At 38.4% G+C, this 18,802-nt stretch carries 15 protein-coding genes; 7 read left to right on the forward strand and 8 right to left on the reverse strand.

Going from position 1 to position 18,802, the window contains the following annotated elements; genetic code table 11:
* The first annotated feature begins 489 nt into the window (after window positions 1–489).
* Entirely contained in the window at window positions 490–3,285 is a 2,796-nt protein-coding gene (locus AC22ZQ_RS00185; RefSeq protein ID WP_318956550.1) for an alpha/beta hydrolase family protein, read from the forward strand.
* A 97-nt stretch (window positions 3,286–3,382) separates the two neighbouring features.
* Here the strand turns inward: AC22ZQ_RS00185 and AC22ZQ_RS00190 are convergent, their stop codons facing one another.
* Genes AC22ZQ_RS00190 through AC22ZQ_RS00200 form a run of 3 tightly spaced genes read right to left on the reverse strand, consistent with a single transcriptional unit; the run spans window position 3,383 to window position 5,455 of the window.
* On the reverse strand, window positions 3,383–4,363 hold the full coding sequence (locus tag AC22ZQ_RS00190; protein WP_318956551.1) for a glycosyltransferase family 9 protein: 981 nt from the start codon (window positions 4,361–4,363) through the stop codon (window positions 3,383–3,385).
* A gap of 4 nt (window positions 4,364–4,367) precedes the next feature.
* Window positions 4,368–4,979 carry a suppressor of fused domain protein gene (locus AC22ZQ_RS00195; RefSeq protein WP_318956552.1) on the reverse strand — a complete coding sequence of 204 codons (612 nt, stop codon included), beginning with the start codon at window positions 4,977–4,979 and terminating at the stop codon, window positions 4,368–4,370.
* Between the two features lie 2 nt (window positions 4,980–4,981).
* Complete coding sequence (locus AC22ZQ_RS00200; protein WP_318956553.1) at window positions 4,982–5,455, reverse strand: DUF6495 family protein; 474 nt, start codon at window positions 5,453–5,455, stop codon at window positions 4,982–4,984.
* Between the two features lie 201 nt (window positions 5,456–5,656).
* Here AC22ZQ_RS00200 and AC22ZQ_RS00205 point away from each other — a divergent pair, with 201 nt between their 5' ends.
* Entirely contained in the window at window positions 5,657–7,159 is a 1,503-nt protein-coding gene (locus AC22ZQ_RS00205; RefSeq protein WP_318956554.1) for a regulatory iron-sulfur-containing complex subunit RicT, read from the forward strand.
* The gene (locus AC22ZQ_RS00210; protein ID WP_318956555.1) at window positions 7,149–7,613 is read left to right on the forward strand and encodes a gliding motility lipoprotein GldH; all 465 of its coding nucleotides are present in this window, start codon (window positions 7,149–7,151) and stop codon (window positions 7,611–7,613) included. The genes AC22ZQ_RS00205 and AC22ZQ_RS00210 overlap by 11 nt, the downstream gene beginning before the upstream one ends.
* A gap of 174 nt (window positions 7,614–7,787) precedes the next feature.
* Here AC22ZQ_RS00210 and AC22ZQ_RS00215 read toward each other — a convergent pair whose 3' ends face one another.
* On the reverse strand, window positions 7,788–8,657 hold the full coding sequence (locus AC22ZQ_RS00215; RefSeq protein ID WP_318956556.1) for a hypothetical protein: 870 nt from the start codon (window positions 8,655–8,657) through the stop codon (window positions 7,788–7,790).
* 348 nt (window positions 8,658–9,005) lie between these two features.
* On the opposite strand from AC22ZQ_RS00215, the gene AC22ZQ_RS00220 reads away from it, so the two are divergent.
* Window positions 9,006–9,509: a hypothetical protein gene (locus tag AC22ZQ_RS00220; protein ID WP_318956557.1), complete on the forward strand. Its 504-nt coding sequence runs from the start codon at window positions 9,006–9,008 to the stop codon at window positions 9,507–9,509.
* Between the two features lie 67 nt (window positions 9,510–9,576).
* Here AC22ZQ_RS00220 and AC22ZQ_RS00225 read toward each other — a convergent pair whose 3' ends face one another.
* From AC22ZQ_RS00225 to AC22ZQ_RS00240, 4 genes are all read right to left on the reverse strand, one after another.
* Window positions 9,577–10,911: an FAD-dependent oxidoreductase gene (locus AC22ZQ_RS00225; protein WP_318956558.1), complete on the reverse strand. Its 1,335-nt coding sequence runs from the start codon at window positions 10,909–10,911 to the stop codon at window positions 9,577–9,579.
* 38 nt (window positions 10,912–10,949) lie between these two features.
* Complete coding sequence (locus AC22ZQ_RS00230) at window positions 10,950–11,159, reverse strand: hypothetical protein (protein ID WP_318956559.1); 210 nt, start codon at window positions 11,157–11,159, stop codon at window positions 10,950–10,952.
* Between the two features lies 1 nt (window position 11,160).
* Window positions 11,161–12,435, reverse strand: coding sequence for a kynureninase (gene kynU / locus AC22ZQ_RS00235; RefSeq protein ID WP_318956560.1), 1,275 nt, complete (start codon window positions 12,433–12,435; stop codon window positions 11,161–11,163).
* Between the two features lie 220 nt (window positions 12,436–12,655).
* Window positions 12,656–13,942 (reverse strand): M23 family metallopeptidase, encoded by a 1,287-nt coding sequence (locus AC22ZQ_RS00240; protein ID WP_318956561.1) that lies wholly within the window; start codon window positions 13,940–13,942, stop codon window positions 12,656–12,658.
* Between the two features lie 266 nt (window positions 13,943–14,208).
* On the opposite strand from AC22ZQ_RS00240, the gene purD reads away from it, so the two are divergent.
* The 3 genes from purD to AC22ZQ_RS00255 form a co-directional block, all read left to right on the forward strand.
* Window positions 14,209–15,483 (forward strand): phosphoribosylamine--glycine ligase, encoded by a 1,275-nt coding sequence (purD, locus tag AC22ZQ_RS00245; protein WP_318956562.1) that lies wholly within the window; start codon window positions 14,209–14,211, stop codon window positions 15,481–15,483.
* A gap of 156 nt (window positions 15,484–15,639) precedes the next feature.
* Complete coding sequence (locus AC22ZQ_RS00250) at window positions 15,640–16,896, forward strand: hemolysin family protein (RefSeq protein ID WP_318956563.1); 1,257 nt, start codon at window positions 15,640–15,642, stop codon at window positions 16,894–16,896.
* Between the two features lie 534 nt (window positions 16,897–17,430).
* A partial coding sequence (locus tag AC22ZQ_RS00255) for a peptidylprolyl isomerase (protein WP_318956564.1) occupies window positions 17,431–18,802 on the forward strand: 1,372 nt, incomplete at its 3' end.

Genomic DNA, 18,802 nt, shown 5'->3' on the forward strand with positions numbered 1-18,802 from the left:
GAGAACACTTGCGTTTAAGATGATATCTGAGGAAAATGATAGGGTCGCTATCATGAGAATGAGCGGCATAACTCAAACTTGTGAGACCCAGTCATTTGAACAATACTGCGTATAGGTTAATAATTGTGCCGTTTTTATAAACCACGCAATGCAAACGCCCCATATTTTTGGGGCGTTTTTTTGTTCCATTAATTCATCTTCTATACTCCCTCCTCCTTCGCTAAACTTTTTTTGGCAAACTGCCGTGCCATCCATTTTAGTCCCTTCCTTTTCCCTAAGTCGCACAAAACCGCAAAACCACTTCCGCTGGTCGTGGCTTTTTACTTGTGCTTACTAAGGCAAACTTTCAGGGCGCTGCCATTGCTGTCACTGTTTGATATGGACCACATGAAATATTTTAAAAGAGAAACAACCTTAGGCTTTTAGAACGTATAAATTCGTTGAGAATAGTGCTTTTGTTTTAGTATTTTTGAGGAAAATCAGAACCAAATGAGATTAAAACTATTAGTAACCTGTTTGCTTGCAGCTGTTGGTAGTGCTGTAGGACAAAAGAAAACACTAGATCATTCCGTATACAACGATTGGAAGTCCGTCCGAAACACGGAAACTTCTAAAGATGGTAACTGGATTGCCTATCAGATAACACCGCACAGAGGAGACGGTACATTGTATTGGTATAACACTGTGAGTGGAACGCAAAATTCATTACTCCGTGGAGAGAACCCTCAATTTAATAGCAATAACTCATACTTAGTTGCTGGAATTAACCCAGGTTTTGATACCCTAAGAACCTTAGAATTGGAAGAGGTAAAAAGACCAGAATGGGTAAAAGATAGTATGGTTGTGGTTTGGTTGGAGTCAGATTCAATTCGCAAATTCGACAATGTTTCTTCGTATCAATTAAACGAGCGTAACGATTGGATGGCCTTCATGCGTACAGAAAATGTAGAACGTGAATTGAAGGAGAAAAGAAGGTTTTGGATTTTTGGTAAAAAGATAAAAGAAGAACCTGAGTTTACCAGCGAAGGGAAACAATTAAATGTGTACAACCCTGTTACAGGAGAAGAGCATATTATAGGAGATGTAAGTGATTACCGTTTTGGTAGAAATGGAAAATACTTAGTCTACACTAAGGCAATTAAAAAGAATGAAAAAGACAGCAGCTACCTTTTTGTATTTGACTTGAACAAAGGTGAGGAGTTTGCACAGTCAATGCCTTTTACAGCTTTGGGTCAATTTACCTTCGATTATGAAGGTGAGTTTATTGCCTTCTTAGCAAGTAGAGATACAGTAGAAGAAAACAAGCTATTCGATTTATACGAGTGGAATTTACAACAGGATGTTTTGACCAAAATTTTGGATACAAACAATGTATTATTGGAGGGTAAAACTGCCTCTAATTTTTCTGCACCGAGATATTCTAGAGATGGAAGCAAATTATACTTTGGTATTGCAGATATTCCTGAGCAAGAATCAGAGGATACATTGTTAGCATCAGAGAAAGCGACTCTTGATTTATGGCATTATAAGGATAAGCAATTACAACCGCAGCAGTTGTTGTACAAATCTTGGGAAGAGAGAAAAACATTTATGGTAGTTTACCACAGAGTAAATGCCAAGACTTTTACAGTATTAAGTAATGATACACTTGATGTACGTTTAATGGACCATGGAAATAGTGACATTGCTTTGGGAATGTCTAACGAAAGTTATGCTGGAACGTATAATTGGGAATACCCGTGGCCTTCGGATTATTATGCTGTGGATGTTAACACGGGTAACACGAAACTATTAGGGAAAAAGATTGGTTACGCATCTGGTTTGTCGCCTAAGGGAAATTACTTTTTGTATTTCGATACAACGGGTATTGTAATTAAGGACGTTAAGGCGGGAACAGAAAAATGTATTACCTGCATGGCACCTGGTGTAAATTGGTTGCAAGATATGAACGGAATGCCGGCAATGGCGGGACCTCTTGGAATAACAGGATATACGGAGGGTGAAAAAGCTATCATATTGAATTCAGAATTCGATGTATGGCACTATGATATTGCAGCCCATGATTTAAGAAGAATTACAGAAGGAAAGGAAAATAATATTCAATACCGTTTGAACGAATGGGAAAGAGATAGTACTTATTTAACTCCAGAAAATTCGTACATCAAAGCTTTTGATAAAGTAAGTAAAGCAGAAGGAGTATTCACGCTAAATTCTTTTGAAGAAGATGCACAGGTGAAGGAACAGTACTTTACAGATCACGCTATTGTTTATTTACACAAAGCGGAAGAAGGAGATGCTATCGTGTACAGAGAGATGTCAATCAAAGACTATCCAGATATTAAAGTAACGCGTGATAATTTTAAAACGACCACTCGAGTTTCTGTGGCAAACCCACAACAAGATGAGTACAACTGGGCTACGGTAGAGCAAGTAAATTGGACGAGTTATGCTGGAGATAGTTTGAATGGATTGTTGTACAAACCAGAGAACTACGATTCAACTAAAAACTACCCATTATTGGTGTATTATTATGAATTGTATTCGGATGAATTGCACAACCATTATGCTCCTCGTCCAACAGCTTCTATCATTTTTGCTACAGAATATGCATCTGCAGGATACATGGTATTTTTCCCAGATGTAAGGTACGAGGAAGGTCACCCAGCACAAAGTGCATACGACTGCATTATGAGTGGAACAGATAAAATTTTGGAGTTGTATCCAAATATAGACTCTACGCGTATGGGACTCCAAGGACAAAGTTGGGGAGGATATCAAACAGCTCAGCTGATTACGATGACCAATAGATATGCTGCAGCTATGGCAGGAGCACCGGTTTCTAATATGTTCTCTGCCTATGGAGGAATTCGTTGGGGTAGTGGTTTAAACCGTCAGTTCCAGTACGAGAAAACTCAATCGAGAATAGGGAAAACGATTTGGGAAGCACCAGAATTATATGTGGAAAACTCGCCTATCTTTCACTTACCAAACGTAGAAACTCCCGTGTTGATTATGCATAATGATAATGATGGAGCAGTTCCATGGTACCAAGGAATTGAAATGTTTGTTGGACTGAAAAGACTGGGTAAACCAGTTTGGATGTTGAATTACAACGGGGATGGACATAACCTTATGATCAATGCGAACCGTGTAGATTTAAGTATTCGTATGCGTCAATTCTTTGACTATTATCTCTTGGATGCTCCGGCTCCTGAATGGTTAATAGAAGGAATTCCTGCTGTGGATAAAGGAGAAGATTACAAATTAGGATTGGAAGAAGAATAAGAGTTTAATCTAAAAAATACATACTGAAAAAGGGTTTCTGAGAAGGGACCTTTTTTTTGTGGATAATCAGACGAAAGTTGTAGTTTTTGGGACCTTTTTAATACCCGTTTACATCCTCAACTATCCCCTCTACATCCTGTTCAATCATGCATTTAAAGTGTTTTTTTGGACATCCTTTATACCCTATTTTTGAACAAGGTCTACAGTTCAAATCCTTCACCTCATGTATGCTTACTAAACCGGGGTTTGCCGGCATGTATGCATACATCCCAAGATCGGGAACTGTATTTCCCCAAACTGAAACTATGGGCATGTTAAAAGCAGATGCGATGTGCATTAAGCCTGTGTCGTGGGTAAGAAGCACACTGGCTTGTTTTAAAACGCTAGCACTTTCTTGTAGGTTTAATTGACCACATAGATTGCGAAGGTCTTTCTCTGGGAGGGCTTGCACGAGTTGTTCACCTAGTTTTGTGTCTGTAGGACCCCCTAAAAGCACAATAGGACCATTAAGTTGCGCAATGATTTGCTTCAACTGTTCAAAAGGTAATCGTTTGGTAGCAAATTGGGCTCCAATAGCAATGGCTTTAAAGCTTTCTAAAGCGTAAGCATCTTTTATCTTAATTTCGTTTTCAGGTCGAATGAAAAAATCTAGGCCCTTTTGGTCGTTTTTAACTCCTAGTTCTAAAACAGCCTCAAAGTAACGATCAACGATGTGGAGCTGAGGCATTTTGTTGATCTTAAAATTGGTCAATAACCATTTCTCTATGTTGAGCTTAGGAAAGCTCGAGCTTTTTACTTTTAATTTGGAAATTAACCGCTTTGAACGGAGGTTTTTATGTAAGTCAACAATATGGGTATAACCTTCACTCCTTAAATGAGGAAGCACCTCGTTGATGTCTTTTTTAATTGTATAAAGCTTATCAATGTAGGGACTATCTATTAAAAGGTCCGTAAATTGAACTTTGCTTAAAAAGTGTATTTCGCTTTGTTCACCCAATTGTTCTTTCAAACAACGAACAATGGGAGAGGTTAAAACAATATCTCCAATAGAACTAAAACGAACTACAAGTACCTTCATGAATCTAGAACAATTTTAAGCGACTTTTACGGATAGACTCTCTAAAGTCATCTAATTTTTCAGAGTTGTTTTTTCCTGTAAATCGTCTCATAAATTTAAAGTGACCTTTTGCATTTTTCCAGTCAAACTCATCTTCGAAGATAGGCACAATGGCAAAGAAATAGATATCCTCATTTTCTATAGGAGCCAATTGTTGTTCTAACAAGATAGGATCTGTTAAAATGAAATGATTTTGCTTCATAGTAGCAGAGATAGGATTTCCTTCTCTATTCGCTTTGAAAGTATGCCCCGCGTTGTAGTAGGTGTCATTATCTCTCAAATGTTTGGCCAAGCGTTGTATGGCGGGGAAAACCCAATTCATGTTTGGGTTCTCTATGTCTTCCCATTCCCAGTAACTGGGTAAACAGAAGTAGAGTTCGCAGTGTTTTCTGTCCTTGTATTTTTCCGGAACGGGCATATCTTTTTGCGCCAATCCATTGGTCATTATTACCGTAACGGGAGTCTGTAACTCCAGCTCTAGCATGAGCAAAGAAACTTCGTCTTCAGTTTTAGCTTCGTAAGGAATTACTCTTCCTTCACCGAAGCGATTGATCATTTCTTGTTCTACAATCGTCATGCTTATTGTATTGATTTATCCAAAGCCATCCAAAATGCCTCATGGGAAGGAACACATCCGTTTTCTATCATTTCGAAAACTTCAATTTCTCTTTCTTTGCTGTAGGCTTTTTTATGCTTAAAGAATTGTAATTGTTGTGCCTTCGTACTTAAACTTTCATGAATAGACTCCGGAGTTGAAAGGTCTACTTCAGCTTCTGGAGATTTTGGATTAATTCCAATTAATTCTATTTCTTCTTTAGTGCATTTAAACACGAGTAGGCTGTCTTTAGCACGCATTTCTAAAAACTTCATCTTTTCCATTACTTTCTGAAAAACGGTATCAGAAAATATGGCCACTAACTCTTCTGCTTTTGCACTGTTTTTTTCATTCATCTCAAGCCACTCTTCATTGCTTACTCCATTGGCAATCAAGAAGTGCTTAAAATCCTCGTCAAAAGCTGCTCTTTCTTCCTGGTTTAATAAACGAAATTTCATGCTGCGAAGTTAAGAAATGCAGGTGATGTTCCTTGCTTTTATACGTAAATAGTTCATCTATACGGCAAAATGTCAATAGGTTTTTGTTTTCCTTCGGTCATCTTCGTGTTGAAATCTGACAAATAAGCTTTGCCTCGATGCGCTTTATGGTTTGAATCGCCTAAATAATTGTTATTTTTGAATTCAAAATAATTAGTAACTATGGGATGTTCCAGTTGTAGCAGCGGAGGAGGTACTCCGAGAGGCTGTCAAAACAATGGAACTTGTAGTTCTGGTGGATGCAATAAACTTGGCGTTTTTAACTGGTTGGCAAATATGCAATTGCCTGCTGGTCAGAGCCAATATGATATAATTGAAGTAAGATTCAAAAATAGCCGTAAAGGTTTTTATAGAAATGTAAAGGACTTATCGTTACAAGTTGGCGATGTAGTTGTTGTAGAAGGTAGCCCAGGTTTTGACATTGGAGTGGTGTCGATAGTGGGTGAACTTACCAGGATACAAGTTCAAAAGAAAGCGCCAAATATGAAGGCGCACGAAGCAAAGAAGATTTATCGCATTGCGAATCAGGAAGATATCGACAAGTGGATGGAAGCAAGAAACCTTGAGAAAGAGGTGATGCACCAAGCCCGAGAATTGGCGATTAACCTAAATTTAGAGATGAAAATCTCAGATGTGGAATATCAAGGGGACTTAACAAAAGCCACTTTTTATTACACAGCAGATCAACGTGTCGATTTTAGACAGTTGATAAAAGATATGGCGGAGGCATTCAAAATTAGAATTGAAATGCGTCAGATTGGAGCTCGTCAGGAAGCAGCTCGATTAGGTGGAATAGGTTCTTGTGGTAGAGAATTGTGTTGTTCTACGTGGTTAACAGATTTTAGATCTGTATCTACTAGTGCGGCGCGTTACCAACAATTATCATTGAACCCGCAAAAGTTGGCTGGACAATGTGGTAAACTAAAATGTTGTTTAAACTACGAGTTAGACATGTACTTAGACAGCATTAAAAAGTTTCCTAAACCAGATACGCGTTTGTACACCGAAAAAGGTTCTGCCATACACGTAAAAACAGATGTGTTTAAACGTTTGATGTGGTATGCTTATGAAGGTGAGGCAGGTGTAGGATCAGGATTAATTCCTTTATCGCCTGAGCGTGTTGAAGAAATCGTTGAACTCAACAAGAAAAGAGAGAAACCGGCAGATTTAAAAGACTTTGAAGAACAAATCAAGGTGGAGCCAGATTACTCTAATGTGGTTGGACAAGATGATTTAGACAGGTTTGAGCACGTGTTTAAGCGCAGAAAGAAAAAGCGTAAAAAACCAGGAGGAAGACCGGCAGCTAAGAAGGCAGAAGCACAGAAAACAAGCAACAAACCAGCAGCCAAGCAAGAAGCAAAAGCTGAAGGAAATAAGCCAAAGCCAACGCGTAAACCTCGTCCGCAAAATGCGAAAGGTAAGCCGCGTAAGCCGAAGCCTCAGAATGCAGCAAAAAACACCCAGAACCCAAAAGAGGTGAAGGGTGGGAATAAGCCAAAACCGAAAGGGCCAAAGCCAGAGCAAAAGGCAAAAACGGAGAAAAAACCAGTTAAAGGACCTAAAGCTGAAGGTCAACCAAAAGCTGCTCCAAAGAAGAATTTCAAGAAGAGAAAACCACGTCCGCAGGGCGGAAATAAACCACAAGCCAAGAAAGATGGTGAATAAAATTGTGATGATATTAGGCTTAGGAATTCTCCTCGCATCTTGCGGGGAGCGTCCTATGTTTGATAACAGTTATTCTTTTGAAAATAGAGCCTGGAACCAGCAAGAAAAAGCAGTGTTCCACGTAGATGTTACAGATACTTTAACGCCTTATTATTTCGATGTGCAATTGCGTACAACCACAGATTATGCTTTTAGTAATTTGTGGGTAATGGTGAATATTACAGCACCAGACAGTACAACATCTAAACAGGCGGTGAAAGTGAATATTGCAGATGACAAAGGCAAATGGATAGGTACAAAATCTGGATCGTTGGTAAGTAGCGCTATGCGTTTTAGTGCCCAACAATTTCCATTGAAAGGAAACTATTCATTTGAAATAGAACAAGCCACAAATCAGCAAGAAATAAAAGAAATTGTTGATGTAGGAATACGCATTATAGCGAAGGAAAAGTAAAACTGCCCCAGATTGCAGCGGTAGCTTGCCCTAGCAAACATTTAGAAGCATTACAAGAAAAGGTACGACCACAGGAAGTGCCTTTTTTTGTATCCTGCTACTTGATGTTGGATAGGGTAACTTTAGCGGAAAGCGGGTACCCAAGTTACTTGGGGTAGGCAGCCTAAAGATTATTTACAAGTTTTTCATCAATTCCCTGTCTTTCGAGTTTACCTCAACAGGCGGACAACGATTCGGGTCTTTTTTGAATAACCAAACGAATTTTAATTTAATAAGTAGCGGCTGATAAGTACTCGAATACCACTCTAATGAAGGGTTTCCTGTTCTCCATTCGTAAATTTCCATGATGGGCATTCGTACTCCAGGAATAATGAAAAATCCACCATTTATTTTAAAACCGTAGCCAATTTCGTAGTTTAACTGTGATACCAAATCATTTTGGAAGAATTGAGTTTGCGGTAAACTGCTCCCAACATAGTCCATATTTCCACCACTTACGCGAAAATCTAGGTTAACCCCTAAGGCGTGATCAATAAAGTTGCGCGGGTTAATTTGGAAAACATTGTGAACGCCGAAACGCGCAAAAGCATAACCTAAGTTAAAGTCGCCCGATCCAAATTCTGAAGTTACAACATCCCCAGAATTGTCGAGTAAATCTATTTGTAATTCCTCTTTACCACCAAAATATTTGTAGCCCAAAGACCAATCGTAATACTGTATAAATTTGCGGGGACGTTTGGTAATGTGTACCATCCCGATTTCTCCGTAAACACCAAGTTTTCCTGCAGGATCAAACTGATATAAAGCAGGTCGTCCTCCTAGCGTTGTTTCTCGCTGCGGCACCTCTAAATTGGTTAACAAATAAGTAGGGCCTACCGCGATTTGTATACCATGACGCAGATAATCTCCAGTTACCCAACGGTAAAGCGGCTTGTGTAAACGCTGATTTCCAAAATGCTGTTTACGCTTTTTCTTTTGCTTATACATTTGGGCTGAACCATTGAAGGCCAGCAAAGACATTAATACAAAAACAAGAACTCTCATACTAGAATAATTCATGATAACGAATGGGTTACACACAAAGGTAAGGATAGATGTTAGAGCAGCAGAAGGTGAACTAGAAAAACTTATAGACACTTATTATTTGATAAGCTTTGGGGGTATGTGCTTCCTTTGCAATACAGCCCACCGGGCCATACACTATAATCCTCCCACAACACCTGTAAAAGTAGGGCGCGCACTAAGCTTCTTGGGTCGCTTTGTGCACGTGTACTTTTGATATAGGTGTTGCGCTGCGGGTTGCCGTTGCTGTCCCTTACCCTACACCCAGAAAAGGAGAGTTAGAAATAAAATAAATTTGTGGGATCGCAATGAATCTTTTATTTTTTCGGTATGAAATTATACCACTGTATATTTCTACTGCTAATTATATTACTTACTACTAGTTTCTCTACAAAGAAACATTTTCCGAAAGCTCTCTATGTAGAGCTTGTTATACCCCTAAATGATAGTGTTGCTCCGAGAGCGGAAGGTTTGGTGTTGATGGATTCTGTTTTATATTATTCCAACAGTGCCTTAACAAGTTCTTACTTGGCCAAGTCTTTTCGCTGTTATGAAAAGGATTTTAGCTCCTCGTTTGCCTACTATCAGGGAATTTGTAGATCAGACATAGAAGTACTCAGTAATTATTTTAGAGAGGAGAAAGACAAGAAGAAAGATCGAAAACCGAATGTACACAAGTTACGTGTCTGTAATTCCTTTGGGACCTTAAGTTTAGAGGTGAAATCTGCAGGACAGATAAAGAAGATTGTTAAAAATATTCAGAAGTTAAAAGGACTATCTGCTCGTACGAAAAAGATGTTTTCCTCTTGGGATGCATTAGAAGCGTGTAAATAGTTTACGATAGTTATGTTCATAAAAAAGGCTTCCGTTGCGGGAAGCCTTTTACTATTTGATGTAAGATTTACAGTAATTCTAACATTTTGTCCATTACCTCTGGTTTGTCCCAGTTTTCGTGGATGTTATCCATCTGCATTACTTTTTCCATGATTCTATTTTTCTCTTCACCACCTTTAAGGGCTTGTGAGTAAGGAATATGACTAAAGGTTACCTCAGAGTATAGTGGCATCCATTTGTCTGGATGTAATTTAGCAAACTTCTTTTCAATTTTCTTACGCAATAAGAAATCTGGATCTCCAGATAAATCGCGCATTTCAATGTAATTGTACAAAGCCAGATCTGCTATAGCATCAGCATCTGGTTTACGAGTAGTACTGAAAGTTTCGAATAATTTATCCCAATCTCCTTCCATCTCATTGTACATGTTGTGGAATACAGTACAATCTTCGAAACCAGAGTTCATTCCCTGTCCGTAGAAAGGAACAATAGCGTGAGAAGCATCTCCTAAAATCAATACTTTATCATCGTAGTTCCATGGACTACATCTTACCGTAACTAAAGTAGAAGTTGGATTCTCGAAGTAATCTTCTACCAAGGTTGGCATGTGAGGTACAGCGTCTGGGAAAGTCTTCTGGAAGAAGTCCATTACTTGCTCCTCTGTTTTGATCGTATCAAACGAAAGCTCTCCTTTCATTGGGAAGAACAGCGTACATGTGAAGCTCCCATCCATATTTGGAAGTGCAATCATCATGAATTCACCTCTTGGCCATATGTGTAAAGCATCGTTAGCGATACGGTGTGTTCCATCCTCATTCGGCGGAATAACCAATTCTTTGTATCCGTGAGAAAGGTATTCTTGCGAATAGTTGAACATTGGAGTTTTTTGCAAACGCGAACGTACTGCAGAGAATGCTCCATCTGTTCCAAAAATTTGGTCGTAAGTATATTCTTCTTTCTTGTTCTCCTCTGTATTTAGAAAAGAGATAGTGTTTGATTTTAAATCAATGTCTAAACACTTTCTGTTGAAACGGTAAGTAATGTTTGGGTAATCATCCGCCAAATTCATGAGCTTCTGATTTAAACCTCCACGCGATACAGAGTAGATTGCTTCTCCGTTTAATCCGTAAGGAAGGTCAGATAAATTCCCTTCAACATCGTGCATTTTTCTACCGTACATCGGTAAAGACATTTTCTTAATTTCATCTGAAATGCCAGCTAATTCTAAAGCTCTCCAACCTCTATCTGATAAAGCTAAATTGATAGACCTTCCACCAATCTCATCCGCCTTACGCAAATCGGGTCTACGTTCGAACACATCCACTTGGTAGCCTTTTTTTGCCATTAAGATGGCTTGTAAGCTTCCCACTAAACCTGCTCCTACTATTGCAATTTTTTTCATAGTTCTATAGTCAAAGATGTTTTACAAACATCCATTGTTTATTTTCTCCACTTTGTTTCGTAGCGTTCACGTGAAAACATATTGTCAGCACGCTTTGCTTTTTTTCTGTTGTGTACAGCGGCCATTCCACGCCAAACTACGATACCAAAAATCAATACAGCAATGGCCTGTACAATAATTTCTATGTATTCAGCCTCATTGTTAATTGCCCCAGAAAACCGGGTTTGTATCAATTCTTGGATATTCATTTTACTGTATACTTTCTTCTAAAATTCTTCCGAAGTTGAATACGTCTTCGTAAGTGTTGTATAAAGGAGCTGGAGCAACACGAATTACGTTCGGTTCTCTCCAATCGGCAACTACACCTCTTTCTGTCATGGCATCAAACAAAGCTTTTCCTTGTCCGTGCGCTAAAATAGAAAGCTGAGCTCCTCTCTTTGTTTTATCTCGAGGTGTAATAATTTCGAAAGTAGCGTTTTCGTTACGTGCAGAAATCTCATCGATAACAAACTCTAAGTAAGCTGTTAAATCATCGCGTTTCGCACATAGTTTCTCCATTCCTACTTCGTCGAAAATATCTAAAGACGCAAGGTGAGCAGCCATTCCTAAAACAGGAGCATTACTCAACTGCCATCCTTCTGCACCTTTCATAGGGTTGAAACCAGGTTCCATTTGGAAACGCGTTTCTTTATCATATCCCCACCATCCCGCGAAACGTGGCAATTCTGGTTTGTACTCATGACGTTCATGCACGAAAATTCCAGAAACTCCACCTGGAGAAGAGTTTAAGTATTTGTAAGTACACCAAGCGGCAAAATCTACTCCCCAATCGTGTAACTTTAAATGAATGTTACCTGCAGCGTGTGCTAAATCGAAACCACAGATGGCACCAACAGCATGCGCTTTTTCAGTGATGGTTTTCATGTCGAACAACTGTCCAGTATAGTAGTTTACACCACCAATCATAACTAAAGCAAGCTCATCACCAACTTCTTCGATTTTTGCATAGATATCTTCTTCTCTGATCAAGTGTTCACCTTCACGAGGTGCAACCTCCACCAAGTCCGTTTGTGGATCTAATCCATGGAATTTAACTTGAGACTCCAAAGCGTATTGGTCAGATGGGAAAGCTTTTGCCTCACAAATGATTTTCTTACGCTTACCTTCTGGACGGTAAAAACTTACCATCAAAAGGTGAAGGTTTGTAGTTAATGAGTGTGTTATCACGACCTCTTTAGGAAGAGCACCCACTACTTTAGCTGCTTTTTCTGTTAAGAACTCATGGTATTCGAACCAAGGCTTTTCAGCGTAGAAGTGACCTTCAACACCCCACTTAGCCCAATCGTTAAGTTCTCTTTCTATGTATTCTTTGGTTGTTTTGGGTTGTAGCCCAAGAGAGTTCCCAGTAAAGTAAACCACATCCTCACGGAAGTTTGGAATGTAGAATTGGGTTCTGTATTTATTTAATTCGTCTTTCGCGTCTTTCTCTCTCGCAAATTCTAAGCTATTCGTATAGTTCGTCATTGTATTTTATGTTCTTCAAGAATGGCTTGCAATTTAACAAAAAAGAAGGTTTTATCAAGTGATATATGTCAATATGATGGGGGTGTGAAATCCTTAATACTCCAATTTAGTCGGTAGAATTGCAGAGACTCACGAATTGGAAGGATAGTCGATGCCATTTTAACAAAAAAATCCCCCAGCCGAAACCAGGGGATTCAATAAATTTTCATCTATTTGAGTATTACTCCATACCTACGCGAGATGGGGCAATCGTTAAACTATCTAATTCAGATTTCAAGGGTTCAATAAAGGTTAAGTAATCCGGTATCAATTCTTTCTTCATAGGTTCAGACTGAGGGAATTTCTGTGCTCTGTGATCTACTTGTCTACCATTTTTCCAAAAACGGTAGCATACGTGTGGACCCGTTGCAGCTCCAGTTGAACCAACGTATCCGATAACATCACCTTGTTTTACGCGTACACCCGGACGAATTCCTTTGGCAAATTTTTGCATGTGTAAGTACTGTGTTTCATAAGTGGCGTTGTGACGAATTTTAACGTAATTCCCATTTCCTCCAGATCTAGAAGCTTTGGTTACCGTACCGTCAGCTGTACTTAAAATAGGGGTTCCATAAGGTGCTGCATAATCTGTCCCTTTATGTGCTTTTACACGTTTGTAAATAGGGTGAAATCTTCTTAGGTTGTATGCCGAAGTCATACGTGCAAATTTCACGGGCGACATTAAGAAGGGACGTTTCATTTCCTTACCTTCTTCATTGTAATAGCCTGTTTCCATGTTGGTAGAGTCTGTAGTATATCTAAAAGAGTACATACCTTCTCCACTGTGCTTAAACCAAATTCCAATGATATCACCTATTCCGTAAGCTTCACCTTCTATGCTTTTTTGTTCGTAGACCACTTTGAACTGATCTCCGGCTTGAAGCTTAAAGAAGTCAATGCTCCATGCAAAGATGTTTTCGAAGGCTTCTGCTAATGCCGCTGTAGTTCCAAAATCGTTTATTTGTTCGTCTATAGCCAAGGTAAGGTTAGAGTTCTGAACAATTTCTCCAGTTAACGTCTCTCGATTTACTTTAATATCTCGGTAATGTTTCTCAACGCTCAGACTATCTCCAAAATTGAATACATAATAACTTTCTATGTTGGCTTCATAGATTAAATGTTGTGCGCGGTTATTTGTATCTCCTTTTCTAACAAGAACAACGAAAGGATCATTATAATTCACATAATCTAAACCAACGGCAGAGTCACCGGCCATTTCTGCAATGGTGTTAATGCTATACTGGTCAATTCCATAAGGTAGAAGCATGTGACTCATGGTCCAATTCATTTTTACCGTATCATGGTATACATCGAATTCGTTTAAATCGAAGCCGTACTTCATGTTTTTAGGAAGCTCAACAACAGTATCTTTTATTGCTGTTTTTTGTGCTGAATTATTTGCTTTCTCTTCTTTTCCTCCACAGGCTACCAATAAAGCCGTTATACCTATAACAAATATTTTTTTCATCCTCTGTACTTGTACTATTTTGTGTTTTTGCTCCAAGGAGAATCCTCAAAAGCAATGCTTGCAAATGTAATGAACTCTTCTTGAAACACTTTCTAAAAGAGCAATGAGCTTTGTAAATAATGTGAAAAGTAACTTTAATAAAGTTGAAGGATTGTGTTTTTCCAGGAATTTACTCACGAAGTTCTTGCTAAAAATAGAGTTTAGATGGTGCTCTAATTCTACCAATTGTTTAATTTTGCCCACGCGTATAAATTACATAGAAAAAGATGAAAGTTTTAATATTAGGATCTGGAGGTAGAGAGCATGCATTTGCCTGGAAAATTGCACAAAGTAGTCATTTAGATGAATTGTACATAGCACCGGGAAATGCTGGAACTAAAGAGTTAGGAACTAACGTGAATATTTCAGTTACTGATTTTGAAGCAATCAAAACTTTTGTGATTGAAAACGTAATAGAAATGGTTGTTGTTGGTCCTGAAGATCCTTTGGTACAAGGGATTTCAGATTTCTTTGCTGCAGATGATGCGTTGAAAGGAGTTTATGTAATCGGACCAAACAAAGAGGCTGCTCAATTAGAGGGATCGAAAGATTTCGCCAAGGAGTTTATGATGCGTCATAATATACCAACAGCGAAGTACAAGACCTTTACAAAAGATACTTTGGAAGAAGGGAAAGCATTTTTAGCCTCGTTAAAGGCACCTTATGTATTAAAGGCAGATGGATTAGCTGCAGGTAAGGGTGTTTTGATTTTGGAAACTTTAGATGAAGCTCAGCAAGAATTGGAAAGCATGTTGAGTGATGCGAAATTCGGAGATGCTTCTTCTCGTGTAGTTATTGAAGAGTTCTTAACAGGTGTTGAGATGTCAACATTTGTATTGAGTGACGGTGATGGGTTTAAAGTATTGCCAGAGGCAAAAGATTACAAGAGAATTGGTGAAGGTGATACAGGTTTAAATACAGGTGGAATGGGAGCTGTTTCTCCAGTGCCATTTGCCGCTTCAGGATTTTCTGATAAAGTATTGAACCAAGTTATTATTCCTACAATTAAAGGGTTAAAAGCGGATGGAATCGAGTACAGAGGATTCATTTTCATTGGTTTGATCAATGTAAAAGGTGAGCCATTTGTTATCGAGTATAACTGTAGAATGGGTGATCCTGAAACAGAGGTTGTTTTACCGCGTTTGAAGTCTGACTTACTAGACTTATTTGAAGGTGTAGGAACACAGACTTTATCTGAAAGAGACGTGGAAATAGATCCAAGAACAGCTACAACTGTGATGATGGTTTCTGGAGGGTATCCAGAGGCTTATGAAAAAGGAAAAGCGATTTACGGATTGAACGCTGTTCAAGATAGTATCGTATTCCACGCAGGAACAAAAGCTGATGGTCCGGCAGTAACGACAGCTGGAGGAAGAGTTTTAGCTGTTACAAGTTACGGTAAAGACATGGAATCTGCTCTTGAAAAGTCGTACGAGAATATTCAAAAAATAGAATTTGAAAAGTCGTACTACAGAAAAGACATAGGATTCGATTTAAAATAGATTGATTAATAATTGATAATAAACGAATGGTAGCGCACTGTTGCCATTCGTTTTTTGTTTTATAAAAGAGGATATTTTACGCACCCCGATGTGGATTAAATATTTATAAGGTGGGTTTAAGCTGCCATTAATTTTATTAAATTCGGGTTTTAACAGATGGAATCATATACCATATTTTTCATTATAGGAACACTTATCGCTTCTGCCTTTTTCTCAGGTATGGAGATTGCTTTTGTATCGGCCAATAAGTTGAAAATTGAGCTAGATAGAACCAAGGGTAATATCAGTGGTAAAATTTTAGGTCGTTTTGTACAATACGATGCCAACTTTATCGCGGCCATGTTATTGGGTAATAATATTGCCCTTGTAATATATGGTATACAAATGGCGAAACTAATCGAAGCTCCCTTAGAAGCTATGATGGGAGAGAGTGCTTGGGTACTTTTGGTGCAAACCATAGTTTCAACATTGCTCATACTGGTTACCGCCGAGTTTTTACCCAAAGCTATATTTCAAATTAACCCCAATAGAATTTTAAAATTTGCGGCTATACCGCTTGTGATTATCTATTACATACTCTTTATTCCAACTCAGTTTACCATGTTGTTGAGCAATGGTTTGTTGCGCTTGTTTAGAGTAAAGTCAGATAACGGAAGCAATGTGTTTTCAAAGGTTGATTTAGATCATTATGTGCGTGATTTGAATGAGCGAATGGAGGATGAAGACGAATTGGGTAATGAAATGCAAATTCTTCAGAATGCATTAAATTTTGGAAATGTAAAGGCAAGAGACTGTATGATACCGCGTACAGAAATTGTAGCCGTGGATGTTGAGGATGATATTCAACATTTGAGTGAACTTTTTGTTGAAACAGGTTTGTCGAAAATCCTAATCTATAGAGACAACATAGATAATGTGATAGGATACTCACATAGTTTTGAATTGTTTAAACACCCAAAACGCATCAAAGACATCTTAATACCTATCAGCTTTGTTCCAGAGGCGGTTCCGGGTAAAGAACTCTTAGAATTGTTTACAAAACAACAAGGAAATATTGCTGTAGTTGTGGATGAGTTCGGTGGAACTTCTGGTGTTGTGACCATAGAAGATGTTATTGAAGAAATCTTTGGAGATATTGAAGATGAGCACGATGCGGATGAGTTATTGGAGGAGCAAATAGATGAACACACGTATAGATTTTCTGCAAGAACAGATATCGATTGGTTGAATGAGAAATATGATTTTGACTTCGAAGAGTCTGCAGAGTATGAAACACTTGGAGGATTAATCTTGAATCGAATTGCATCTATACCAGAAGAAGGAGATGAGGTCGAATTGAACAATTATAAGTTCATCATCGAGGAGGTATCTGATCGAAGAATTGAAGTGGTGAGAATAGAAATAAAAGATTAATTCTTAAGAGCTAATCGGTTATTACGACGACCAATTTTTTATGTTTTTGCTGAATATCCGCCTTTCTTCCGAATTCCTATTTTCTTGATAAATTTTTGTAATTAGAACGGTATTGGAAGGGAATCTACGCTCTTTTTCGATGTGTCTATGCGAAGTTTTTTAAAGGTCGGCAATAAAGCGGATACTCATAAACATTCCTTTATTTTTTAATTTTTTTGGCTTAGGGATAGCAGCGGCAGCCCACAAAAAGCACTGTTTTATGTGTGTAATTTGGGGGCAAGCGACCTAAGAAGCTTGTTGACGAATACACAAAATAACACTGCTTTTGAGGACTAAAGTGAATAGCCCGTACAAGCCCCGATAGCTTCTTCTGCAAACATATTATTTCTTACTTAGGCACTCAATATGAGGAGTTAAGCGTAAAGGGTGTAAACAAATGCAGCTTATAAACTGAAAACTCTAAAATACTGGGGGGAGTAGCTTTCATTTATAAATTCATATCATTATATTCGCAACCTTATAGAAAAAGAACAAATGGCTTTAATTGGACAAATTCGCGAGAAATCGTGGTTATTATTAGTAGTGGTAGGTGTGGCTATGTTGGCCTTCATTTTACCTTGGGACCAAATTTTTAACGGGTCAGCGAGTCGTGGTGAGAACCTTGGATTTGGTACTGTTAATGGAGAAAGAGTTGATGCTAATGCTTATGAGCAATACAAAAACAACATTGCTCAAAACATGTTCAATAGTAAAAGGCAACAAGACCCTAACGCTAGTTTAACCGAACAAGATTTAAAAAATGCTGAAACTCAAGCATGGAATGCGTTAGTAGGTAAAATGCTTACTACTGAACAATATGAAGAGTTAGGATTGATGGTTTCTCCTTACGAATTGGATGGAATTCTTTACGGAAGAAGTGGGTTTGAACCTTCTCCTATCATTCGTCAGGTAGCAGTAGATTCAAATGGTTTGTTTAACTCGGCAAGAGCACAGCAGATTTTGGATCAATTGCAAATGGAAGATCCTGCAAGATACCAAGCGGTGGTTGATGAAATCAAATTTAACCGTTTGAACGAAAAGTACATGTCTATGTTGTCTTACGGAGTAAAGGCGACAACTTTGGAGGCGAAGGAAGAATATGAAGCTGGAAAAACAGTGAAGAATGTTTCTTTCATCTTTAAGCGTTTCAGTGAAATTCCATCGAATGAAATTGAAGTTTCAGAAGATGAGTTAAAGGCATACTACGCAGAACACAAAAACGAAAAGAAGTACGAGCAACAAGGTACACGTAAAGTTTCTTACTTTACAGTTCCATTAACTCCTTCTGAAGATGATACGATTTCTGCATTGAACAATATGGTTCAGTTAAAAAACTCTTTTGAGAATGCACAAAACGATACATTGTTTGTACAACAATACATGCAAACACCAACGGTAGAAGCGATTAAATTCTACCCTGAGGATTCTTACTTGAACCCACAGCAAATGCAACAAGTTTACCCTGCAGAGATGACAAATTTAGCAGTGGGAGATATTGTTGGACCAATTAGTACTTCAACTTTTATTGGTGTTGCTAAGGTAAAAGAGATTGAAGAGCAAAAACAAGCGCACGTTCGTCACATCTTGATTTCTGCAAACAAGAATGACGAAGATGCTTATGCTGCTGCTAAAGTGAAAGCGGATAGCATCATGAATGTGATTAAGGAGCAAGACAACTACGTTGAAATGGAAGCTCAATTCAATGAGGATCCAGGAGGGAAAATGAACCACGGAGTTTACAAAAACTTCCCAGAAGGTGTTATGGTTCCTGAATTTAATGATTTTGCATTCAACGAGCCAGTTGGAACTATTGGAGTTGTAGGAACTTCTTACGGTTACCACGTTGTTGAGGTTGTAGGTAGAAGAA

This window comes from Lishizhenia sp. (genome assembly GCF_057456495.1).